The organism is Mesorhizobium sp. RCAM 05099 (assembly GCF_059683685.1).
On the sequence record NZ_CM185035.1, the window covers coordinates 1,375,800 to 1,397,066 of the forward strand.

At 64.7% G+C, this 21,267-nt stretch carries 19 protein-coding genes and 2 pseudogenes; 12 read left to right on the forward strand and 9 right to left on the reverse strand.

Annotation, left to right across the window (positions count from 1 at the left end; translation table 11 throughout):
* Positions 1 to 41: 41 nt before the first annotated feature.
* From AC56QQ_RS06820 to secA, 3 genes are all read right to left on the reverse strand, one after another.
* Positions 42 to 1,322 (reverse strand): GNAT family N-acetyltransferase, encoded by a 1,281-nt coding sequence (locus AC56QQ_RS06820; protein WP_497126011.1) that lies wholly within the window; start codon positions 1,320 to 1,322, stop codon positions 42 to 44.
* Positions 1,322 to 2,722, reverse strand: a complete 1,401-nt coding sequence (locus tag AC56QQ_RS06825) for a lipopolysaccharide biosynthesis protein (protein WP_497126012.1) — start codon at positions 2,720 to 2,722, stop codon at positions 1,322 to 1,324. Before AC56QQ_RS06825 ends, AC56QQ_RS06820 begins: the two co-directional genes overlap by 1 nt.
* Before the next feature lie 118 nt (positions 2,723 to 2,840).
* Positions 2,841 to 5,573, reverse strand: a complete 2,733-nt coding sequence (secA, locus tag AC56QQ_RS06830) for a preprotein translocase subunit SecA (RefSeq protein WP_497126013.1) — start codon at positions 5,571 to 5,573, stop codon at positions 2,841 to 2,843.
* A 264-nt stretch (positions 5,574 to 5,837) separates the two neighbouring features.
* On the opposite strand from secA, the gene AC56QQ_RS06835 reads away from it, so the two are divergent.
* Positions 5,838 to 6,779, forward strand: a complete 942-nt coding sequence (locus AC56QQ_RS06835; RefSeq protein WP_489863412.1) for a peptidylprolyl isomerase — start codon at positions 5,838 to 5,840, stop codon at positions 6,777 to 6,779.
* Positions 6,780 to 6,858: 79 nt separating this feature from the next.
* Here AC56QQ_RS06835 and AC56QQ_RS06840 read toward each other — a convergent pair.
* Positions 6,859 to 7,457, reverse strand: a pseudogene (locus AC56QQ_RS06840) (TetR/AcrR family transcriptional regulator).
* 172 nt (positions 7,458 to 7,629) lie between these two features.
* Positions 7,630 to 8,859, reverse strand: a complete 1,230-nt coding sequence (locus AC56QQ_RS06845) for a caspase family protein (protein WP_497126014.1) — start codon at positions 8,857 to 8,859, stop codon at positions 7,630 to 7,632.
* 166 nt (positions 8,860 to 9,025) lie between these two features.
* On the opposite strand from AC56QQ_RS06845, the gene argJ reads away from it, so the two are divergent.
* The 5 genes from argJ to AC56QQ_RS06870 all read left to right on the forward strand — a co-directional run bounded on the left by argJ (position 9,026) and on the right by AC56QQ_RS06870 (position 12,199).
* Complete coding sequence (gene argJ / locus AC56QQ_RS06850; RefSeq protein ID WP_497126015.1) at positions 9,026 to 10,267, forward strand: bifunctional glutamate N-acetyltransferase/amino-acid acetyltransferase ArgJ; 1,242 nt, start codon at positions 9,026 to 9,028, stop codon at positions 10,265 to 10,267.
* A gap of 29 nt (positions 10,268 to 10,296) precedes the next feature.
* Positions 10,297 to 11,046, forward strand: a complete 750-nt coding sequence (locus AC56QQ_RS06855) for a GNAT family N-acetyltransferase (protein WP_489863540.1) — start codon at positions 10,297 to 10,299, stop codon at positions 11,044 to 11,046.
* On the forward strand, positions 11,043 to 11,465 hold the full coding sequence (locus AC56QQ_RS06860; RefSeq protein ID WP_489863408.1) for a (deoxy)nucleoside triphosphate pyrophosphohydrolase: 423 nt from the start codon (positions 11,043 to 11,045) through the stop codon (positions 11,463 to 11,465). Before AC56QQ_RS06855 ends, AC56QQ_RS06860 begins: the two co-directional genes overlap by 4 nt.
* A gap of 126 nt (positions 11,466 to 11,591) precedes the next feature.
* Complete coding sequence (locus AC56QQ_RS06865; protein ID WP_489863407.1) at positions 11,592 to 11,909, forward strand: hypothetical protein; 318 nt, start codon at positions 11,592 to 11,594, stop codon at positions 11,907 to 11,909.
* Positions 11,910 to 12,019: 110 nt separating this feature from the next.
* The gene (locus tag AC56QQ_RS06870) at positions 12,020 to 12,199 is read left to right on the forward strand and encodes a Flp family type IVb pilin (protein WP_091585376.1); all 180 of its coding nucleotides are present in this window, start codon (positions 12,020 to 12,022) and stop codon (positions 12,197 to 12,199) included.
* Positions 12,200 to 12,235: 36 nt separating this feature from the next.
* On the opposite strand, the gene AC56QQ_RS06875 is transcribed toward AC56QQ_RS06870, so the two are convergent.
* A complete protein-coding gene (locus tag AC56QQ_RS06875; protein WP_497126016.1) occupies positions 12,236 to 13,099 on the reverse strand; it encodes a methyltransferase domain-containing protein in 864 nt (287 codons plus the stop codon).
* 64 nt (positions 13,100 to 13,163) lie between these two features.
* Between AC56QQ_RS06875 and AC56QQ_RS06880 the strand changes: the two genes are divergently transcribed.
* From AC56QQ_RS06880 to AC56QQ_RS06895, 4 genes are read left to right on the forward strand one after another with little or no spacing between them, the layout of a single operon-like run.
* Positions 13,164 to 13,964, forward strand: a complete 801-nt coding sequence (locus AC56QQ_RS06880; protein WP_497126017.1) for a ComF family protein — start codon at positions 13,164 to 13,166, stop codon at positions 13,962 to 13,964.
* 27 nt (positions 13,965 to 13,991) lie between these two features.
* The gene (gene grxC / locus AC56QQ_RS06885; protein WP_269907762.1) at positions 13,992 to 14,261 is read left to right on the forward strand and encodes a glutaredoxin 3; all 270 of its coding nucleotides are present in this window, start codon (positions 13,992 to 13,994) and stop codon (positions 14,259 to 14,261) included.
* Between the two features lie 11 nt (positions 14,262 to 14,272).
* On the forward strand, positions 14,273 to 15,139 hold the full coding sequence (locus tag AC56QQ_RS06890; RefSeq protein WP_497126018.1) for a carbon-nitrogen hydrolase family protein: 867 nt from the start codon (positions 14,273 to 14,275) through the stop codon (positions 15,137 to 15,139).
* Positions 15,136 to 15,561, forward strand: coding sequence for a DUF1178 family protein (locus tag AC56QQ_RS06895; RefSeq protein ID WP_497126019.1), 426 nt, complete (start codon positions 15,136 to 15,138; stop codon positions 15,559 to 15,561). Before AC56QQ_RS06890 ends, AC56QQ_RS06895 begins: the two co-directional genes overlap by 4 nt.
* A gap of 4 nt (positions 15,562 to 15,565) precedes the next feature.
* Here the strand turns inward: AC56QQ_RS06895 and AC56QQ_RS06900 are convergent, their stop codons facing one another.
* A complete protein-coding gene (locus tag AC56QQ_RS06900) occupies positions 15,566 to 16,051 on the reverse strand; it encodes a MarR family winged helix-turn-helix transcriptional regulator (protein ID WP_497126020.1) in 486 nt (161 codons plus the stop codon).
* A 97-nt stretch (positions 16,052 to 16,148) separates the two neighbouring features.
* Here AC56QQ_RS06900 and AC56QQ_RS06905 point away from each other — a divergent pair.
* A pseudogene (locus AC56QQ_RS06905) lies at positions 16,149 to 17,053 on the forward strand (DMT family transporter).
* A 12-nt stretch (positions 17,054 to 17,065) separates the two neighbouring features.
* Here AC56QQ_RS06905 and ubiG read toward each other — a convergent pair.
* Both ubiG and AC56QQ_RS06915 read right to left on the reverse strand, forming a co-directional pair.
* A complete protein-coding gene (gene ubiG, locus AC56QQ_RS06910) occupies positions 17,066 to 17,815 on the reverse strand; it encodes a bifunctional 2-polyprenyl-6-hydroxyphenol methylase/3-demethylubiquinol 3-O-methyltransferase UbiG (protein WP_256751725.1) in 750 nt (249 codons plus the stop codon).
* A gap of 86 nt (positions 17,816 to 17,901) precedes the next feature.
* Positions 17,902 to 19,743 (reverse strand): CHASE3 domain-containing protein, encoded by a 1,842-nt coding sequence (locus AC56QQ_RS06915; RefSeq protein WP_497128901.1) that lies wholly within the window; start codon positions 19,741 to 19,743, stop codon positions 17,902 to 17,904.
* Positions 19,744 to 19,990: 247 nt separating this feature from the next.
* On the opposite strand from AC56QQ_RS06915, the gene AC56QQ_RS06920 reads away from it, so the two are divergent.
* Positions 19,991 to 21,244, forward strand: a complete 1,254-nt coding sequence (locus tag AC56QQ_RS06920; protein WP_256751723.1) for an aspartate kinase — start codon at positions 19,991 to 19,993, stop codon at positions 21,242 to 21,244.
* Positions 21,245 to 21,267: the final 23 nt, after the last annotated feature.

Consider the following 21,267-nt stretch of genomic DNA (forward strand, 5'->3'; position numbering starts at 1 on the left):
CTTGCCGCGTCCATCCAGCCGCGGAAGATCGAGGTCATGGTCTACCGCCGTTTCAACAAGCTCTTCATCCGGTTGCGCAACAGGCGGGCCATGTTGCGGGTCTCGCGGTAGAGATGCAGTTGCGAGGCGGCCTGGCGGGTGAGCCGGTCGGCATCGGGTGTCAGCCCGATCACCAGCGTGCCCATTGGCTTGCGCTCGGTCCACAGCCGGCTCATCACCGGATGGTCGGGCACGGCGCAGGAATCGGTCATCATGATGTTGGGATCGTCGAGATGCTGCTTCGTCACCTCGATCATCAGCAGCGTGCCCGGCGAATAGGCCGACAGCGTCTCGTCATAGGCCGTCTTCCAGGTGTAAGCGACGCCAGCTTCGACGAAGACGATCAGGCAAGCGATGGTGCGGCCGTCGAGCGTCAGCGAATGGATGCGGCACATGTCCTGCTCGGCCAGCCGATGCACGGCTTCGCGGGCAAAGGCAGCACGGTAGCGGTCGATCGCCATGGCGGTGCGTTCGCGACCTTTCCAGCCGGCCGCTTCCAGCGTCAAGAAGCTTTCGATGGCATGGCGGATGTCTTCGGGCCCGCGCGCCACGATATGGTCAAGCTTGCCGAGGTCGCCAAGGCGCCGCTTCAGGCGGCGGAACTCGCGATAGTGGTGCGAGCGCAGCGAGACCTTCAGATACTCGTCGCCGTCGAGCGCGCTCTCCAGCACGGGGCGCTGGGTCTCACCGGTGGTGACCAGCATCAGGCCGCGCGTCTCGGCCACGGTGGCCAGCAGGCTCGCCACCTGGCCGTCGAGCCTGATGTCGGGCAGGACGAACACTTTCGGCAGCTTGAGGTGCGGGCGTGACAGCATCGCGAAGAAATCCTCGACGACGCCGACCGGGTCGTCGCGGTCGACCAATGGCGTGCCTAGCGGGCCGAACGGGCTCGACCATGTGCGCATGACCGGGACACCGAGCGGCGTCACCGGCCGCTCAACCGAGAACGGCACCAGCAGGCGCAGCCTGTTGCGGTATTCGTCGCCGTCGCGGATGACCGCCAGCCGCACCTCGCGATCCTCCAGCCGGGGCATGGCGGGCGCCAGGAAGCGCGGATTGAAGAAAACGTTCGGCTCGATCGTGCGGGCGCACAAATAGTCGAGTTCCTCGACAAGGTCGAAGCCGGCCGATGCCGGGTAGATGGCCAGTTTGCGCTCGGGCCGGTTGTTGGCGAGGATTTCGATATGGGCGGGATCGGCGTCGCGGGTCAGCCCGGCAAGGCCGGACACCATCGCGCCGGCCGTGCCGCCACTGGTTTCCTCGAGCAACGGGACGGCGGCCATCACGCGGCTCCTTTCGCGGGCACGAAGATGAGCATGACGATGCCGAGCTTGCGCCAGACCGTGAAGGACAGCGCGCTGGCCTCGAAGATCATGGCAAAGGCGGTGGCCATCGCCGCACCCCACAGGCCGAAAAGCGGGATCAGCACCACGTTGAGAGCGATGTTGAAGGCCAGCGTCATGGCATAGACGGCGGCGCAGATGTTCTGGTTGCCGCTCATCGTCAGCAGGCTTTCGCAAGGGCCGACGGCGGCCCGCGCGACGACGCCGAAGACGAGCAGGAACAGCAGCGGATAGCCGCTGGTGAATTCGGGGCCGAACAGCACCAGCATCGGTTCGCCCAGCGCCAGCACCAGCGTCGCCATCAACAGCGACGGCCAGAATGTCCACGACACCGTCTCGCGGGCGAAGGCGGCAAGTTTCTCCGGCTCGCCATGGGTGAACTGCGCATAGCGCTGGGCAACGCCGGCCTTGACGGCGAAATAGACGAAATGCACCAGCGCCAGCGTCTTGACGGTGGCGAAATAGATGGCGACGTCGTTGGGATCCATATAGGCGCCGACCATCAGCACGTCGGCATTGGTGAGCAGGAAGAAGAAGCTCTCGACCAGGAAGATCGGCAGCGAGACGACGAACCATTCGGCGAAATGCACCTTCATCGGCCCAGCCGGAATCCGCTTTTCCAGGCGATGGGTGACGCCGATGAGTTGACCGAGCGTGGTGACGTAGGTGGCGGCGATCGAGGCGAATATCGCCGTCCTGGCATCGGGGGCGTAACCCGCCAGCAGCAGCAGCGCCATGAACAGCAGGATCAGCACCGGCCGCACCAGATAGGTCGGCGACAGGGCGAACAACGCCCAGCTGTTCGCCCTGGCCTGGCCTTGCAACAGATCCGAGAGCGCGATCATAGGCAGGCAAATGACGCCGAGGATGAACGGTATCACATAGTAGTTTTCGATCCACGGCGAAGCCAGCCAGACGCCGAGCGCGCCGAGCCCGGCGATGGTCGTCGAGGCGATCAGCACGAACAGGCGGCTGGCCAGCACGATGCCGCGCAGTTCGTCCATCAAGCCGCGCTCGCGGTATTCGGGGATGAAACGGATGACCGAGGTGTGGAAGCCGAGGCAGGCGAGGTTGCCGACGATGACCATCGTCACCCAGACGAGGACGAAGATGCCGTACTCGAACGAGCCTATCCAGCGCGCCATCAGCACCTGGCTGACGAAGGCGATGACGGCGCTGATGATGCGGATGGAGAAGGCGATGACCGACATGCGGCCGGCCTCGCCGCGCTCGTCGGCGGTGAACAGCACGGCATCGATGCGGTCAAGCAACGGCCCGATGCGCAGCGCCAAACGCTGCGGCAGGAACCGCCCGGCTGTCGTGGCCGCGGAAAAGCGCACCCCGATTACTCTCCGTTTTCCGCCTCTTTTTCAGGCGTTGGTGTAGCGGAGACACCTTAAGAAACGGTTGGGTGGGTTCTCCCTTCGCCCCGTTCACGGGGAGAAGGGAAGAAGCGCCTTACGCGAACGCGCCGTGGCAGTGCTTGTACTTCTTGCCTGACCCGCACGGGCAGGCTTCGTTGCGGCCGACCTTGCCCCAGGTCGCAGGGTTGTTCGGGTCGCGGTCCTCGGGAGCAACGATGGCGGCCGCATCCGGGCGGACCAGAAGGGCGGTCTCGCCGCCTTCAAAATCGTTCTCGCCGGTGGTGCCGTCGATATGCGTGCCGAACATGTCGGGTGCCTCCGGCGGCGGCGCCTCGGCGGCCTGGCGGACCAGCTCGACGCGCATCAGCTGCGCGGTGACGGCCTGGCGCAGATTGCCGAGCATCGCCTGGAAGAGCTCGAACGCCTCGCCCTTGTATTCCTGCAGCGGATCGCGCTGGGCGTAGCCGCGGAAGCCGACGACCGAACGCAGATGGTCGAGATTGACGATGTGCTCGCGCCACAGATGATCGAGTGTCTGCAGCACCACCGAACGCTCGACATAGGTCATCACCTCGGGGCCGAAACGATCGGCGCGCTCCTTGGCGGCGGCTTCGGCAGCCTGGGTGATGCGCTCGCGGATGTCGTCCTCGGCGATGCCCTCTTCCTTGGCCCACTCGTCGACCGGCAGGTCGAGATTGAGGAATTCGGCGACCTCGGCCTTCAGGCCCGCGACATCCCACTGCTCGGCATAGGCGTTTTCGGGAATGGCCTTGGCGACGATCTCGTCGATGACGCCTTCGCGCATCTCGGCGATGATCTCGGGCAGACCCTCGCCGTCCATCAGCTCGATGCGCTGCTCGAACACCACCTTGCGCTGGTCGTTGGAGACGTCGTCGTACTTCAACAGGTTCTTGCGGATGTCGAAGTTGCGCGCCTCGACCTTCTTCTGCGCCTTTTCCAGCGCCTTGTTGATCCACGGATGGATGATCGCCTCGTCTTCCTTGAGGCCGAGCTTCTGCAGCATGCCGTCCATGCGCTCGGACCCGAAGATGCGCATCAGGTCATCCTGGAGAGACAGGAAGAATTTCGAGCGGCCGGGATCGCCCTGGCGGCCGGAGCGGCCGCGCAGCTGGTTGTCGATGCGGCGCGATTCGTGGCGTTCGGTGGCGAGCACATAGAGGCCGCCGGCGGCCAGCGCCTTTTCCTTCAGCCTGGCGACGTCGTCACGGATAGCCTTTTCCATGGCCTCGCGCTCGGGCCCTTCAGGCATGTCGCCCAGCTCGTCGGCGATGCGCATGTCGGCATTGCCGCCGAGCTGGATGTCGGTGCCGCGACCGGCCATGTTGGTGGCGATGGTGATGGCGCCAGGCTTGCCGGCCTGGGCGACGATCGCCGCCTCGCGCTCGTGGTGGCGGGCGTTCAGCACCTCGAAATCCTTGAAGCCCTCCTTGCGCAGGCGCTCGGCCAGCTGCTCGGACTTCTCGATCGAGGTCGTGCCGACCAGCGTCGGCTGGCCCTTGGCGCTGGCTTCGCGGATCTCCTTGACGATCGCCTTGTATTTTTCCTCGACCGTCCGGTAGACCTCGTCGTCCTCGTCCTTGCGGATGACCGGCAGGTTGGTCGGGATCTCGGTGACGTCGAGATTGTAGATGTTGCCGAATTCCTCGGCCTCGGTCAGCGCCGTGCCGGTCATGCCGGCGAGCTTTTTGTAGAGGCGGAAATAGTTCTGGAAGGTGACGGAGGCCAGCGTCTGGTTCTCCGGCTGGATCGTCACGTGCTCCTTGGCCTCGAGCGCCTGGTGCAGGCCTTCCGAATAGCGGCGGCCGGGCATCATGCGGCCGGTGAACTCGTCGATGATGACGATCTCGTCGTTGCGGACGATGTAATCCTTGTCCTTCTGGAACAGGCGGTGCGCCTTGAGCGCATTGTTGACATGGTGGACGATGGCGACGTTCTCGACGTCGTAGAGCGACTCGCCCTTCAGCAGGCCGGCGTCGCGCAGCAGGTTCTCCAGCTTCTCGGTGCCTTCCTCGGTGAAGATCGAGGTCTTCTGCTTTTCGTCGATCTCGTAGTCCTGCGGCTGCAGCTGGATGATGAAGGTGTCGATGGTGTTGTACATTTCCGAGCGGTCCTCGAGCGGACCGGAAATGATCAGCGGTGTGCGCGCCTCGTCGACCAGGATGGAATCGACCTCGTCGACGATCGCGTAATTGTGGCCGCGCTGCACCATCTGGGCGCGCTCGTATTTCATGTTGTCGCGCAGATAGTCGAAGCCGAGCTCGTTGTTGGTGGCGTAGGTGACGTCGGCGGCGTAGGCGACGCGACGTTCCTCGTCGGACAGGCCATGGACGATGACGCCGACCGAGAGGCCGAGGAACTTGTAGACGCGGCCCATCCATTCGGAGTCGCGGGTGGCGAGATAGTCGTTGACGGTGACGACATGGACGCCGTTGCCGGCGAGCGCGTTGAGATAGACCGGCAGCGTCGCGACCAGGGTCTTGCCCTCGCCGGTGCGCATCTCGGCAATGCCGCCATTGTGCAGCACCATGCCGCCGATCAGCTGGACATCGAAGGGGCGCATGCCGAGCACACGGCGCGCCGCCTCGCGGGCTGTGGCAAAGGCAGGCACCAGCAGGTCATCGAGCGTGGCGCCATTGGCGATGTCCTGGCGGAATTTCGCGGTGCGGCCGACCAATTCCTCGTCGGAGAGCGCCCGCATCTCGTTTTCCATGGCGTTGATCGCCTCGACACGGGGCCGGGTCGATTTGACCCGACGGTCGTTGGAGGAACCGAAAACCTTACGGGCGAGACCGCCGAGACTGACCATCCAATGGTCCTTTCGATAGAATTCTCAATCTTGAGACGGGCGCCGGCCGGCCCCATCAATTCCACGTGAACGCACCGCCTGAATACGGGCAAACACAAAAAGCGCCCGGAAAACGGTTCTGGACGCAAAGTCGTTGGACAGATAAGAGGGGGCTCAACTGATGTCAACGTCGCGCCGGCCCTGCCGGTCGCGCCAAATTCCGCCACAATCTGGCTGATCTGGAAGCCACCCCGCTCTTTACAATCCCTTACCGGAGTTATCTTCATGTCCTTGTTGTTCCGCCGCGCGTCGCTCGCCAGCCTTGGCTTGGCATTCGGCCTGTCGGCTCTTTCGCTGTCGCCGCTGAGGGCGCAGGAAGCCGCTCCCGCCCCAGCCGATGCCGCAGCACCTGCCCCGGCGGACGCGGCAGCACCTGCCGCGAAACCCGTCGACCCGAACGCCGTCGTCGCCACGATCAACGGCCAGCCCTTGACCGAGGCCGACCTCGTGCTCGCCGAAGGCGAGCTGTCGCAGCAGTTCGCGCAGCTGCCGGCCGAGCAGCGCCGCGCCGCCGCGCTTTCGGCGGCCATCGAAATCCGCGTCATGGCCGCCCAGGCGGTCACCACAGGCCTCGACAAGGATCCCGACTTCCAGCGCCGCATGGCCTTCCTGCAGCAGCGCGCGCTGCATGGCGAGATGGTCGAGAAGGGCGTCGTCGACAAGGTCACCGACGCCGAGGTTCGCGCCCGCTACGACCAGGAAATCGCCAACACGCCGCCGGTCAACGAGGTGCATGCCCGTCACATCCTCGTGAAGACGAAGGAAGAGGCCGAGGCCATCATCAAGCAGCTCGACGGCGGCGCCGATTTCCAGAAGCTCGCCAACGAACACACCAGCGACCCGAGCGGCAAGACCAGCGGCGGCGATCTCGGCTGGTTCGGACCTGGCCAGATGGTGCCGGAGTTCGACAAGGCAGCTTTTGCGCTCGAGGTTGGCAAGTACACCGAGCAGCCGGTGCAGTCGCAGTTCGGCTGGCATGTCATCAAGCTCGAAGACAAGCGCACCAAGCAGCCGCCGGCCTTCGACGAGGTCAAGGACCAGGCCAAGCAGGCGGTCATCCGCGACAAGTATTTCGCGCTGGTCAAGTCGCTGCGCGGCGGCGCCAAGGTCGAGATTCCGGACGCCAACCTGAAGAAGGCGGTCGATACGCTGGAAAGCGCCAAGTAAGCCTGGAAGGGTTTTGAAAAAGGGCGCGGCAGCCGAGGGTTGCCGCGCCCTTTTTTGTCGACCCGGCGCCAGTCGTGTTTTATCTGCCCGGCGCGGCTATGCCCCGCATCACGTAGTGGACCGCCTTGCGCATCGTCGCTTCGTCCTCGTCGAGACGATTGGTCAACAGATGCGTCCAGGCGAACGACGCGATCAGGTCGGCGACCAGCGCGGAATCGACATTGTCGGCAATTTCGCCCCTGGCCTTGGCGCGCTCCACCATCTGGCCGGTATGAGCCCGGCGTCCCCGGCATAGTCGGCAAGGGCCGCGGCCGCGATTTCGTCCGACTGCGCCTCGGCGATCAGCGACCTGAACACGCTGCCCGACGATGTCTCGCGCCAGTGCGAGAACAGGTTCTTCAGGAAGCCGACGAGATCCTCCTCCAGCCTTCCGGTATCGGGAATGTCGACGCGCTTCTGCCGCTGGTAGACTTCGAGCAACAGTGCCGCCTTGCTCGGCCACCAGCGGTAGATGGTGGGTTTGCCGGCGCGGGCCCGCCGCGCCACGGCCTCGATCGAGAAACCGGCGTAGCCAGCCTCGACCAGCACCGCTTCGGCTGCATCGAGAATGGCGCCGGCGCTGTCGGGGTTGCGCCGTGCACCGATCGATTTGCGCGCCGGATCGACGTCTTCGGCCATTCCTGTCGTCCTCGCCAACAATTTCGTCGGCAATCATAGGTGAGCTCGCGACGAAACGAAACGGCCCGTTTTCAGGACTGTTTCCACAAGCAGGCGATCAGCACAGTGGATTGCCACCGGGGAGGTCGCCAATGATGGCGGGGCAGCCCACCCCGCCGCCGACGGCCGGTGTTCAATTCATCGCTTCCGATGTCTCCGAGACGATGCGCCAGCCGTCGTCTGCCTTGACCAGCCCAAGCGTGACGCGCGCCTTGCCGGTCAGCCGTACCGCTGACTTGTCCTTCGGCACATAGTCATAGCGCATCGCAAAGGCGGCCTTGGTGCGATCCTCGCCAAGCGGGGTGACCTCCAGGCTGCCGGGCTCAAGGCCGAGCGACCAGGAGGCCCATTGCGCAAACCAGTCGGCCTTGACCTTGGCGATGGCATCGGCGTCGTAGCGCGTGCCGAAAATGGTGGCCGACGGTGCATAGAGCCGCTTGACGGTCTCGGCCATCGCCCTGGTATCGGGTGCCAGGTAGTCCTGGCGCAGGAATTTTTCGATCGATCCCTTGTCGTCGCCGACGGACCGTTCCAGCGCCGCCACCTGCGTGGCCGGCGCCGGTGTGGCCGCCGGCTTGGCTGGCAGCGCCGGCTCGCCGCCGGGCACAAACTCGAAACGCTCGAGCAGCGAGCCCTGTTCCCAGGGGCGCTGGGCCTCGCGCGTCTGCGAGACCACGTCGCGGCGCACCGCGATCATCATGTCGTTGATGCTCTGGCCCGGCTCGGCGATGTGCCGGAGCAAGGCGGCGGCGAAGGGCGAGTTGCGGCCGCTTCCGTCCATGGCGACGGCGCCGGGCGCGGTCGAGAAGGCAATGAACGAGCCGCGCGTCGAATCGAACTGTGCCAGCCCGGCCAGCGCCGTCGCCGAGCGGGTTGTGGCGTTGCGGCTCAGGCCGCGGGCAAACGGATTGTTGCGGCAGGCATCCAGGAACACCAGGCTGACCTTGGTCTGCTGTTCCATGATGTCGAGGACTTCGTCGATCGGCACGGCCTCGAGCTGCAGCTTCACCGGCATGTCGAGCCCGGCGTCGACCGGCACGATGTAATTGCGCCCCTCGACCTGCAGGCCATGGCCGGCATAGTAGAAAAGCCCGACGCCCGCGCCTTCAAGCGCATCGGAAAACGCACCGATGCTGCGTTCGAGTTCGCGCTTGCCGAGATCGTTGCCTTCGATGACCTCGAAGCCGATGGAGCGCAGCTTGTCGGCGATATCGAGCGCATCGTTGACCGGATTGGCCAGCGTCCCGGCTTCGGCATAAGTGCCGTTGCCGATGACGAGCGCCACGCGCCGCTGCGGCTCAGCGTCGGCGCTCAGCAGCAAAAGTCCCAGAAATGCCCAAGCGAGGATCGCAAGCCTGCCCATGGGGCAGGATCATAATGCCATGGCCCCCGGCAACGCCAACAGATTTGAAATGCAAGCTTAATCCCGGGCGAGCTCTGCCTTGCCGCAGCGACGAAAACGCCCTTGCGCCCGCGCGGCGTATCGGGCAAACCGGCCTTCCCTTGCGATTTTTGCCGCCCGAGGTCCCATGTCCACGACGATTTCGCCGCTCGCGCCGAAGAAATACCCCAAGATGCCGGCCATCGAGGGGGTGCGCATCGCCACCGCCGAGGCGGGGATAAAGTACAAGAACCGCACCGACCTCTTGACCATGGTCTTCGACGCGGGCACCGCGGTCGCCGGTGTTTTCACGAAATCGAAATGCCCTTCGGCCCCGGTCGATTTCTGCCGGCAGAATCTCGGGGCTGGCACAGCGCGGGTGCTGGTCGTCAATTCCGGCAACGCCAATGCCTTCACCGGCAAGAAGGGTCGCGAGTCCACCGCGGTGACGGGCGAGGCGGCTGCGAAGGCTGCCGGCTGCAAGGCCAGCGAGGTTTTCCTGGCATCGACCGGCGTCATCGGCGAGCCGCTCGACACCACCAAGTTCAGCCATTTGCTGGCTGGATTGGTCAGCAACGGCAAGCCTGACCTGTGGACCGAAGCGGCAAAGGCCATCATGACCACGGATACCTATCCGAAAGTGGCGACCGCGACCGTCAAGCTCGGCGACACCGATGTCACCATCAACGGCATCGCCAAGGGCGCCGGCATGATCGCGCCCGACATGGCGACTATGCTCTCCTTCATCGCCACCGACGCGCCGATCGCGGCCCCCGTGCTTCAGGATCTCTTGTCGCGCGGCACCGCCAAGACCTTCAACGCGGTCACCGTCGACAGCGACACCTCGACCAGCGACACGCTGCTAATCTTCGCCACCGGCAAGGCCGCCAGTCGCGGCGCGCCCGCGATCTCCGATCCAAAGGATGCGCGCCTCGGCGCATTCCGCCGGGCGCTCGGCAAGGTGCTGAAATCGCTGGCGCTGCAAGTGGTGCGCGACGGCGAGGGCGCCCGCAAGCAGGTCGAAGTCACCGTCACCGGGGCGAAATCGGCGAGATCGGCCAAGCGCATCGCGCTGTCGATCGCCAATTCGCCGCTGGTCAAGACGGCGGTCGCCGGCGAGGACGCCAATTGGGGCCGCGTCGTCATGGCCGTCGGCAAGGCCGGCGAGCCCGCCGACCGCGACCGGTTGTCGATCTGGTTCGGCGACAACAGGCTGGCGCACGAGGGCGAACGCGACCCCGGCTATTCCGAGCAAGCGACGTCGGCTTACATGAAGCGCGACGATATCCGCATCCGCGCCGATATCGGTATTGGCCGCGGCAAGGCGACGGTGTGGACCTGCGATCTCACCAAGGAATACGTCGCCATCAATGGCGATTATCGGAGCTGATGGTTTTGGCTTCCAAGCATCCGGCAAGCATGCTCGCGATCGTACGCCGCTATGAGGCGGCCGGCTTTCGCGCCTGGCCGGCAGCCGCTGTCCATTATGACGGTACCTGGGTGGTGCGGCTGACCGCCGGCCATCCGGCCAAGCGGCTGAACTCGGTCAATCCGCTCGATCCGGGCGACATACAGCACATTGCCGATCGTATCGGCCGCGCCAGCCGCCGTTTCGATGCCTATGGCAGGCCGCTGACCTTCCGCATGTCGCCGCTGTCCGGTCCCGATCTTGCCAGCCATCTCGACAAGGAGGGCTGGAGTAAATTCGACGAATCGCTGGTCATGCGGCTGCCGCTGGCCGATGCCCAGCTCGATGCCGCCATGGACCAGATCCCGCTGAAGGATATCAGCCGCTTCATCGGTGCCTCGCTCAAGGTCAGTGGTTCGGATGTTTCGCTGCGGCCTGGCCTGTCGGAGATCATCGGCGCCATCCAGCCCGAGGCAGGGCTGTTCGCGCTCGAAGACGGGGCCGAACCGCTGGCGACGCTGATCTGCGTGCACGACGGCGATCTCGCCGGTCTGTTCGAGGTCGCCACCGACAAGTCGGCGCGCAACAAGGGCCATGGCCGCAACCTGATCCTGTCGGCGCTGAAATGGGCGCGGCTGCGTGGCGCGCGCGAAGCCTGGCTGCAGGTCGAAGCCGGCAATGCGCCGGCGCTGGCGCTCTACCGTTCGCTCGGCTTCGACGAAGTCTATCGCTATCATTATCGCCGGCCGCCTGGCGCATGAGTGGCGTGACGATCGCCGGCAAGCGCCTGCTCCTGGTCGCCGCCTGTGCGCTGGTCGATGCCGATGGCCGCGTGCTGTTGGCGCAGCGCCCGCAGGGCAAGCAACTCGCCGGCCTGTGGGAATTTCCCGGCGGCAAGGTCGAACCTGGCGAGACGCCCGAACAATGCATCATTCGCGAACTGCATGAGGAAATCGGCATCGAAACCGACATTCCTTGCCTGGCGCCGCTCACCTTCGCCAGTCACTCCTACGACGAGTTCCATCTGCTGATGCCGCTGTTCGTCTGCCGCCGCTTCCGCGGCATCGCTCAGCCCAGGGAGGGGCAGGCGTTGAAATGGGTGCGGCCAAAGCAGATGCGCGACTATCCGATGCCGCCGGCCGACGCTCCGCTGATCCCGTTCCTCATCGATCTTCTTTGAGGGCGCCCTTCCGGCCGGCTGCCGGTCGACGTATCAGCCAGCGTTAATGGAAGATTTATCTCGTCATGAAAAATTGAAGCAAGGCCGTGTCGCGGCCGCGCCACCGATTCGCTGGGGAGCGATAGCATGAGCCTAGACAGGGATTGGGACTCGATCCGGCCCGACCGCAGCTTTCGTGTCGCCGACGCTGGCATGGGCATATTGCGCATCACGCTGCTGTTCGGTTCGGCCGCGGTGGCGCTGGCACTGATCGCGGCCCCGTTCCTCGAGAGCCAGACGCGCTCGCTGGCTGCCCGCAATGATTTTCCTGGCGGGCTCGACATGACGGCCACCGGTTCAGTCAGCCGTCGCGACACCTACACGGTGCGCCGCAGCGTGCTGCAGCCGCAGCCCGATTCGGTTTGCATTATACGGTCCGATGGCAAGCGCAGCGGCGACTGCTGACATGGTTAAGGCATTGGCGGAAACGCGGCGGTTTCACCGCCTGTTAAGCCTTTGCCGTTAACCTTTCTTAACAGATCGAGGGTAGAGTCATGGCAAGAGGGATCGAGGTCATGAAAACAGTGCTGCAGCGTTTTCTGAAGGACGAGAACGGCGCCACGGTCGTCGAATATGCCCTGATCGTCGCGGTGCTGTCGTTGACCATCATCGGCGGCATCGGGCAGGTCTTCAACTCGATCACATGGCTGTTCAGCGACAACACCAGCAGGCTTTCGAACGCCTTCGCCCCCTGAACTGGCGCATCCGCGCCCGCGGACGGTTTGTTGCCCTTAGTGGCCTTCCAGTATCTGCTTCAGCGAGACCTTGGCCGAACCCGGTTTCAGCGGTTTTTGCTGCGAGGCGTCAGGCGCCCAGCCGGACATCCAGACGATCGAGAAACTTGCCCTCACGCGACCGTCGGGGTCGGAAAACCGCTCGGCGTAGATTTCCGCCGCTCGGGCAAACAGCTTGCGTGCGCCGGGCCGCCGGCTGCGATCGGTGAGCGCGCTGGTTTCGCCCATGGCACGCAGGTCCGCCATCAGGCCGAACAGGTTGGCATAGCGGACCGTCACCGTCTCGACGTCGGCGACCGGCAGTGCGAGACCGGCGCGCTGCAGCAGCGCACCCGCATCGCGCACGTCGGTGAACGGGGTGACGCGCGGGCTGGCGCCTCCATAGAGCTCGGTCTCAGCCGCGAGCAGGCTCTCGCGCAATTCACCGAGCGTGCCGGCACCCGCGAAGGCGCCGAGAAAAAGTCCGTCCGGCCGCAGCGCGCGGCGGATCTGGATCAGCATGCCGGGGATGTCGTTCACGGCTTGCAGCGACAGAAGGGAGACCGCCAGATCGAGGCTTTCCGGCTCGAAGGGCACGGTTTCCAGCGGCGCGATCAAGCCGGCAGCGCCATTCAGGAACGCGGCGTCCGTCTCGACGCGGACAATCTCCGCTACCTTGCCGCTCTCGCCAAGCACATTGGTCGCCGCCGGCGTCTGGCAAAACAGCACCGCTGCCTTGGCGAACTTGCGCTCGACGGCACCCAGCCGATCGGCAAGATCCTCGGCGGCGCGGTTCATCAGGAAGTCCGCGCCGTCGACCGGATCGGCGAGCGCGCGCCGCTTGCGCGTCAGCCAGAGAGAGGTGTCCATTATAGGCTGCAACGGGCGGATCCTTGTTTGTCCACGCTCTGATATAGTTGATATAGTGGCGCCGAGGACCAATCACGTGGCCGATCCGATGCCCAAGATCAAGCCCATCGCGATCAGCAACTTCGCCCGATCGGCGCTCGCCCGGCCGGCGCGCATCCTGTTTCCGCCGGTCTGTGCCGGCTGCCGCCGGCATGTCTCGCAGCCCGGCGTGCTGTGTGGCTCCTGCTGGCCGAAGCTGCGGCTCCTGGAACGGCCATGGTGCCCGGTGATGGGCACGCCGTTCACCCATCATATGGGCGAGGGCTTTCTGTCGGCCGAGGCGATTGCCGATCCACCGCCCTTCGAGCGGGCGCGGGCCGCGGTGGCGTATTCCGGCGTCGCGCGCCAGATGGTGCAAGGGCTGAAATACCAGGACCGCACGGATCTCGCGCCATGGATGGCGCGCTGGATGGTGCGCGCAGGCGCGGATCTCATCGCCGAGGCGGATGTGGTGGTGCCGGTGCCGCTGCACTGGCGGCGCTTCTTCAGGCGGCGGTTCAACCAGTCGGCGGAATTGGCAAGGGCGGTCTCGGTGCTCAGCGATCTGCCCTTCGCCCCCGCCGCGGTGCGACGCGTGAAACTCACCCGCCAGCAGGTCGGCCTGGAGCGAAAGGAACGCGAGGAGAATGTGCGAGCCGCCTTTCGGGTGCCGGCCGAGGCGGAAATCGAGATTGCCGGCCGCAGGGTGCTTCTGATCGACGATGTCTACACCACGGGCGCCACTGTCCGCGCCGCCACCAAGGCACTGAAAAAGGGTGGCGCTGGCGCTGTCGACGTACTGACCTTCGCGCGTGTGTTGCCGGGGGACTTCCGGGCGGACGAGTCCGCGACTATATAAGTCGGCAACGAACAGCGGAAATTCGTCATGGTCGACGTCACCATCTACACCCGCATGATGTGCGGCTATTGTACGGCAGCCAAGCGGCTGCTCGAGCGCAAGGGCGTCGCTTATACCGAGCACGACGCTTCCTTCTCGCCGGAGCTGCGCCAGGAGATGATTTCCCGCGCTCATGGCCGCTCGACCTTTCCGCAGATTTTCATCGGCGACACGCATGTCGGCGGCTGCGACGACCTTCACGAGTTGGAGGCCGAGGGCCAGCTGGACAGACTGCTCGCCAACGGCGCGACGATTTGAGGAAGATGACGATGGGTGTTTTCAAGGTCGCTGCGATCCAGATGCGTTCAGGCGAGAGCCCCGAGCGCAACGCGATCGATCTCGAACGGCTGGTGCGCGAAGCGGCGGCGCAAGGTGCGACCTACATCCAGACGCCGGAAATGACCGGAGCGCTGATCCGTGACAAGGAAGCGCGCGCCGCTTCCTTCACCTCCGAGGACAAGGACATCATTGTCTCGACCGCGCGCGGACTGGCGAGCGAGCTCGGCGTCTTCCTGCATATCGGCTCGACCGCCATCCTGCGCGCCGACGGCAAGCTCGCCAACCGGGCGCTGCTCTTCGGCCCTGACGGCGCCACGCTCGCCAGCTACGACAAGATCCATATGTTCGATGTCGATCTCGACAATGGCGAGTCATGGCGCGAATCCGCCGCCTATGAGCCGGGCACCGAGGCCGTGGTGACCGGGATCGCAGGCGCGAAACTGGGTTTCGCGGTCTGCTACGACCTGCGCTTCCCGCAATTGTTCCGCGCCGAGGCGCTGGCCGGCGCCGATCTGCTCTCCGTACCCGCCGCCTTCACCCGTCAGACGGGCGAGGCGCACTGGCATGTGCTGCTCAGGGCGCGCGCCATCGAAAACGGCGCCTATGTCGTCGCCGCCGCACAAGGCGGCCTGCATGAGGACGGCCGCGAGACCTATGGCCATTCGCTGATCGTCGATCCGTGGGGCCGCGTCATCGCCGAAGCCGCGCATGACGAGCCTGCGGTGATCGTCGCCGAGATCGACCCGGCGCAGTCGGCCGCGGCGCGCAAGAAGATCCCCAACTTGAAAAATTCGCGGGATTTCGCCGTCAAAGCCGGTTCGCCGGAGGCGTCGCGACTCAGGGGTGCGGCGTCTTGATACGCTTTGCGCTGATCTGCGAGCACGAGCACGAATTCGAGGGCTGGTTCCGCGGCAATGAAGATTTCGACACCCAGAAGAAACGTGGCTTCGTCGATTGCCCGACCTGCGGCTCGCACAAGGTGCAGAAAGCGCTGATGGCGCCGGCCGTCTCCACGGCGCGCAAGCAGGAAACCATCGCGCTCGCCATGGGCGAAGCGCAGAAGCAGGCCCTGGCGCAGCTCAAGGCGATGGCCGAGAAGGTGCGCGAGAATGCCGACTATGTCGGCGACAAGTTTGCCGAGGAAGCGCGCAAGATCCATTTCGGTGAAAGCGATGCGCGCGGCATCTATGGCGAGGCGACGTTGGAAGAGGCCAAGAGCCTGGCTGAGGACGGCGTCGAGTTCATGCCGATCCCGGTGTTTCCGGACGACCGCAACTGACCGGTCAGGTCACGATCCCGATCAATTTCTCCAGCAGACGAGAGAGCGTTTCCCGTTCGGCCTGCGACAGGCCGGACAGGATCTGATGCTCATTGGCCACATGGGCGGTAACAGCCTCGTCGATCAGGGCGAGACCCTTTTCGGTCAGCCGCACGACAATGCCGCGCCGGTCGTTGGGGTGCGGGCCGCGCAGGATCAATCCAGACGATTCGAGCCGGTCGAGCCGGTTGGTCATGGCGCCCGACGTCACCATCGTCGCTTCGTAGAGCGCGGTTGGCGTCAGCGCGTAGGGTGATCCGGAGCGACGCAGCGTCGCCAGCACATCGAATTCCCCGGACTGCAATCCATAACGGGCAAACAGCGGCGCGAGGCGTTCGCGGGCGACCAGGGATGCGGCCTCGTTCAGCCGTCCAAGCACGGCCATCGGCGAGACATCCAAATCGGGCCGCTCCCGTTTCCATTGCTCGATCGCTCTTGCTGCCCTGTCCAACTGCCTCACCATCATGTATCTTGACGTTAAGAATCTTTCCATTATCTTACCGCAAGATGAAACGCTGGCCAAGGGCGGCGCACGACAGGGCTCGATCATGAAATTTCTCTGGGATTCGGCGCTCGGCCTGCTGGTCGTCACCGGCGGCCTGCTCGGCCTGACGCTGCCGTTCGGCAAGCTTGCCACGGCTGCCGGCGTTCCGGCCATGGTCTGGGCTTTCGTCATCTCGCTCGGCGCCGGCGGCGTGCTGCTGTGCTCGTTGCTGCTGCACGGCCAGCGCATCCGGCTCACCACACACAAATTGCGCTACTTCTTCGTGACCGCGGCTGTGTCCTATGCCGTCCCCAATCTCCTGATGTTCTCGGCCATACCGCATCTTGGCGCCGGCTACACCGGCATCATGTTCACGCTGTCGCCGGTGATCACGCTGGTGTTCTCGATCCTGCTGCGTGTCCGGCGCCCGAACATGCTGGGCATCGTCGGCATCGCCGTCGGCTTCGTCGGTGCGGTCATGGTGGCGGTGACACGCGGCGAGGCCGGTCAGCCGGCCGAGCTGTTCTGGGTGGTGATGGGCCTGCTCATTCCGGTCAGCCTTGCCGCCGGCAACATCTACCGCACGGTCGACTGGCCGGAAGGCACCGGCCCGATCGAGCTTGCCGTCGGCAGCCATCTGGCATCGGGGGCGCTGCTGCTGGCCGGTATTCTCGCCTTGCTGGGCGCGGGGGCTTTCGCTCCGCTTGGGGGGTGCCACTGGTGGTCGTCGCGCAGGTCGCCTCGGCGTCGGCGATGTTCGCCTTCTTCTTCCGGCTGCAGGCGGTCGGCGGCCCGGTCTATCTCAGCCAGATCGGTTATGTGGCGGCAGCCGTCGGCTTGTTTGCCGGCACCATCTTCCTCGGCGAGCATTATCAGTTGCTGACCTGGGCAGGCGCGGTCATCGTCACCGCCGGCGTGTTCATCACCGCCATGGCGCAAAGTCAGAAGGCTAGGACATCCGTTGCCTGAATGGATTCAGGGTCAGACCGATCCCTTTTCCGCCAGCACCATGTAGTTGACGTCCATGTCCTTCGACCGCGTCCACCGGTCGGCAAGTGGGTTGTAGGTGACGCCAGTGCGGTCAATGATGGTCAGGCCGGCCCCGCCAAGCGCCTTTTCGAGCTCTTCCGGGCGCACCAGCTTGCCGAATTGATGGGTGCCGCGCGGCAGCCAGCGCAGCACATATTCGGCGCCAATGATGGCGAGGCCCAGCGCCTTCAGCGTGCGGTTGATGGTGGCCACGAACATGATGCCGCCGGGCCGAACCATCTCGCCGCATTTGGCCACGAACAGATCGATGTCGGCGACATGCTCGACCACTTCCATGTTAAGGATGACGTCGAATTTCTCGCCGGCGTCGGCCAGATCCTCGGCCGTCGTGGCGCGATAGTCGATGCTCACATTGCCCTCGGCCGCGTGAAGCTTCGCGACTTCGATGTTTGTTTCGGAGGCATCCGCTCCCACCACCTCGGCGCCAAGCCGCGCCATCGGCTCGCACAAAAGGCCGCCGCCGCAGCCGATGTCGAGGATGCGCAGGCCCTCGAAAGGCCGTGCCGCGCGTGGATCACGGCCGAAGCGCGTCGCTATCTGGTCGCGGATATAGGAGAGCCGGACCGGGTTGAACTTGTGCAGCGGACGGAACTTGCCGTTCGGGTTCCACCATTCGGCGGCAAGGGCGGAAAAGCGTTCCACTTCTCCGGCATCGATCGTCGATCGTCGGGGCTCTGGCATCGGTTGGTCTCCTCAAGCGCTAGGAAGTCGGGCGTGAGGCCGCGAATGTCAAGGCGGCAATTTTGAATGCTGACAAGTGCCAGACCTCAAGTGCTGGCGTCGAGTACTTCGCGCAGCTTGGCCTCGAGTTGCTCGATCGTGAAGGGCTTGGCCAGGAAGTGCACGTCATGGTCGAGCACGCCGTTGTGGACCACGGCGTTCCTGGTGAAGCCGGTGGTGAAGATGACCTTCAGCCCGGGCCGGCGCGACACGGCCTCTTCCGCGAGCTTGCGGCCGTTCATCCCCGGCATGACGATGTCGGTGAACAGGAGCGCGACAGTGGGGGTTTCCGCCAGCTTCCGCAACGCTTCCTGACCGCTCGCCGTATGGATGACGGTGTAGCCGAGTTCACGCATGGCATCCGTGGTGGAAGCACGCACCCGGGCGTCGTCCTCGACGACGAGAATGGTTTCGGTAACAGACGCAGGACGCTCGCCTCGCCCTGGCGGCACGGCGGCTTCTTCGGTCCCAAAAAAGCGCGGCAGGTAGATCTTGATCGTCGTGCCTTCGCCGGGCTCGGAATAGATCTTGACGTGGCCACCCGACTGTTTGACGAAGCCGAACACCTGGCTCAATCCCAAGCCGGTGCCCTTGTTGACCGGCTTGGTGGTGAAAAACGGCTCGAAGGCCCTGGCCATGACTTCCTGCGACATGCCCTCACCGGTGTCGCTGACCGCGATCATCACATACTGGCCGGCTGTGACCTCCGCATTGGTGGCGGCGTAGTCGTCGTCGAGGTGGCTGTTGGCGGTCTCGATGGTCAGCTTGCCGTCGTCGCCCATGGCGTCGCGCGCGTTGACCGCGAGGTTGAGAATGGCGTTCTCGATCTGGCTCGGGTCGGCGTGGGTCTTCCACAAGCCTCCCGCCAGCACGGTTTCGATACGGATGGTTTCGCCGAGCGCCCGCCGAAGCAGATCGGACATTCCGGTCACCAGACGGTTGGTGTCGACGATCTGCGGCGCCAGTGGCTGCTGGCGCGAGAAGGCAAGCAGCCGGGCCGTCAGGTTGGCGGCCCGGGTTGCCGCGTCGGTCGCGGCTTCTATGAATTTCGCGATGTCGTTCTCGCCACGCGCCAGCTTGCGCTGGGCGAGGTTCATGGCGCTGATGATCACCGCCAGCATGTTGTTGAAGTCATGGGCGATGCCGCCAGTCAGTTGACCGACGGCCTCCATCTTCTGCATCTGGCGAATCTGGGATTCTGCCTTTTCGCGCGTTTGGATTTCATTGCCGAGCGCGATGTTCTTGCGCATCAGCTCCTCCTGGGCAACGGCCACCTCGCGGAAGCGGCGTCGGGATTCGCGGATGGTGTAGGCGCCAAGCAGGAAGATCGCCAGCAGGGCGGCCAGCGAGCCGATGCGCAGCCAGGCCTCGACCTGGTCGGTATGCTCGTCGCGGGCGGCGATGGTGGCGGCGCCGATACGCCGGATCGCGTCCATGCTGGCCCGGATCTCGTCCATGGCGGCCTTGCCCTGGCCGCCGCGCACCAGTTCCAGCGCCTTCGTTGCATTGCCTTGGTCGTACAGGGCAATTGTCTCGGCCAGTTCGGCCTGCTTTTGCGAAAGCGCCTCTTTGATATGGCTGATCTGCAGGGTGAGTTCGTCGTCGGGAGCAGTCATGCTGTCGATGCGGGCAAGTTGCCCCGGGATGGCCTCGACGGCCTGCCGATAAGGCTCGAGATAGGATTTCTCACCAGTCAGCAGGTAACCGCGCTGACCGATTTCCGCATCCTGCGCCAGCGAAAGCAGTCCGGAAAGCGCGTCCTGATACTCAATTGCCTGGCGCGCGGCGGCGCGATTGGCCCTCTGGCTCTCGACGAGCACGGCTCGGGTGCCAACGATCAGCGCCAGCACCGCGAAGCCGACGACGAGCGGCAGCGATTGCCGTCGCATGGCACGCCGAAGACGAGCAATCATCTGTTATGCCGAACCAAAAGGAACTCCCCACACGCAGCATTTGGTAAGGGCCGCCGCCGCGGAACGCAATATGCCGTCGTCTTGAACTCGGCAATCCGCCGCCAGCCTTGCGAAACCTTCATCATTTGGCTAAGGAGGCCGCGCATTCAGCGGCCGGCGTCAGCCGGGCGTCCTCTTCCGCTTTCGGCTTCGGGCCGGCTTCAGTCAAAGGCATTTCGCTTCCATGGCGCGCATCGTGATGAAATTCGGCGGAACCTCCGTCGCCGACATCGCCCGCATCCGCAATGTGGCGCGTCACGTCAAACGCGAGGTCGATGCCGGCCATGAGGTGGCGGTCGTCGTTTCGGCGATGGCCGGCAAGACCAATGAACTGGTTGGCTGGACGCGCGAGGCCTCGCCGATGCACGACGCACGCGAATATGACGCGGTCGTCGCCTCCGGCGAGCAGGTCACGGCCGGCCTCCTGGCGATCACCTTGCAGAATATGGGCGTGCATGCGCGTTCCTGGCAGGGTTGGCAGATCCCGATCAAGACCGACAACGCCCACGGCGCGGCGCGCATCCTCGACATTGACGGCGCGTTCCTGATCAAGCGTTTCGGCGAGGGCCAGGTGGCGGTGATCGCCGGATTCCAGGGCATCGGCCCGGACAATCGCATCTCCACGCTTGGCCGCGGCGGCTCAGACACCAGTGCCGTGGCCATCGCCGCTGCGGTCAAGGCCGATCGTTGCGACATCTACACCGACGTCGACGGGGTCTACACCACCGATCCGCGCATCGAGCCCAAGGCGCGGCGTCTGGCCAAGATTTCCTTCGAGGAAATGCTTGAAATGGCCTCGCTCGGCGCCAAGGTTCTGCAGGTGCGTTCGGTCGAGCTTGCCATGGTGCACAGGGTGCGTACCTTCGTGCGGTCGTCCTTCGACGATCCCGATGCGCCCGGAATGGGGGATTTGCTCAATCCGCCCGGAACGCTCATTTGCGACGAGGAAGAGATCGTGGAACAGCAGGTCGTCACCGGAATTGCCTATGCCAAGGACGAAGCGCAGATTTCACTGCGCCGTGTCGGCGACCGGCCGGGCGTCGCCGCCGGCATCTTCGGGCCGCTGGCCGAGGCAAACATCAATGTCGACATGATCGTCCAGAACATTTCCGAGGACGGCAAGTACACCGACATGACCTTTACCGTCCCTTCGGGGGATGTCGACAAGGCGCTTGCCGTGCTCGAACGCCTGAAGGCCTCCATCGGTTATGACGTCGTGCAATCGGAAGCCGGAATGTCCAAGGTCTCGGTCATCGGCATCGGCATGCGCAGCCATGCCGGCGTCGCCGCCACCGCTTTCAAGGCGCTGGCCGACAAGTCGATCAACATCCGCGCCATCACGACGTCCGAGATCAAGATTTCGATCCTTATCGACGGTCCGTACACTGAACTCGCGGTTCGTACTTTGCATTCGGTCTACGGTCTGGATAAGCAGTAGCAAGACTGAATCAGTTGTTGCGT

Excerpts from the sequence above, each read along its gene's own strand:
- AC56QQ_RS06865 (WP_489863407.1), top strand. The coding sequence starts at position 11,592 with ATGAGCCTAGACAGGGATTGGGACTCGATCCGGCCCGACCGCAGCTTT.
- AC56QQ_RS06920 (WP_256751723.1), top strand. The coding sequence starts at position 19,991 with ATGGCGCGCATCGTGATGAAATTCGGCGGAACCTCCGTCGCCGACATC.
- secA (WP_497126013.1), bottom strand. The coding sequence starts at position 5,573 with ATGGTCAGTCTCGGCGGTCTCGCCCGTAAGGTTTTCGGTTCCTCCAAC.
- AC56QQ_RS06820 (WP_497126011.1), bottom strand. The coding sequence starts at position 1,322 with ATGGCCGCCGTCCCGTTGCTCGAGGAAACCAGTGGCGGCACGGCCGGC.
- ubiG (WP_256751725.1), bottom strand. The coding sequence starts at position 17,815 with ATGCCAGAGCCCCGACGATCGACGATCGATGCCGGAGAAGTGGAACGC.
- AC56QQ_RS06845 (WP_497126014.1), bottom strand. The coding sequence starts at position 8,859 with ATGGGCAGGCTTGCGATCCTCGCTTGGGCATTTCTGGGACTTTTGCTG.
- grxC (WP_269907762.1), top strand. The coding sequence starts at position 13,992 with ATGGTCGACGTCACCATCTACACCCGCATGATGTGCGGCTATTGTACG.
- AC56QQ_RS06835 (WP_489863412.1), top strand. The coding sequence starts at position 5,838 with ATGTCCTTGTTGTTCCGCCGCGCGTCGCTCGCCAGCCTTGGCTTGGCA.
- AC56QQ_RS06890 (WP_497126018.1), top strand. The coding sequence starts at position 14,273 with ATGGGTGTTTTCAAGGTCGCTGCGATCCAGATGCGTTCAGGCGAGAGC.
- AC56QQ_RS06870 (WP_091585376.1), top strand. The coding sequence starts at position 12,020 with ATGAAAACAGTGCTGCAGCGTTTTCTGAAGGACGAGAACGGCGCCACG.
- argJ (WP_497126015.1), top strand. The coding sequence starts at position 9,026 with ATGTCCACGACGATTTCGCCGCTCGCGCCGAAGAAATACCCCAAGATG.
- AC56QQ_RS06915 (WP_497128901.1), bottom strand. The coding sequence starts at position 19,743 with ATGCGACGGCAATCGCTGCCGCTCGTCGTCGGCTTCGCGGTGCTGGCG.
- AC56QQ_RS06855 (WP_489863540.1), top strand. The coding sequence starts at position 10,297 with ATGCTCGCGATCGTACGCCGCTATGAGGCGGCCGGCTTTCGCGCCTGG.
- AC56QQ_RS06860 (WP_489863408.1), top strand. The coding sequence starts at position 11,043 with ATGAGTGGCGTGACGATCGCCGGCAAGCGCCTGCTCCTGGTCGCCGCC.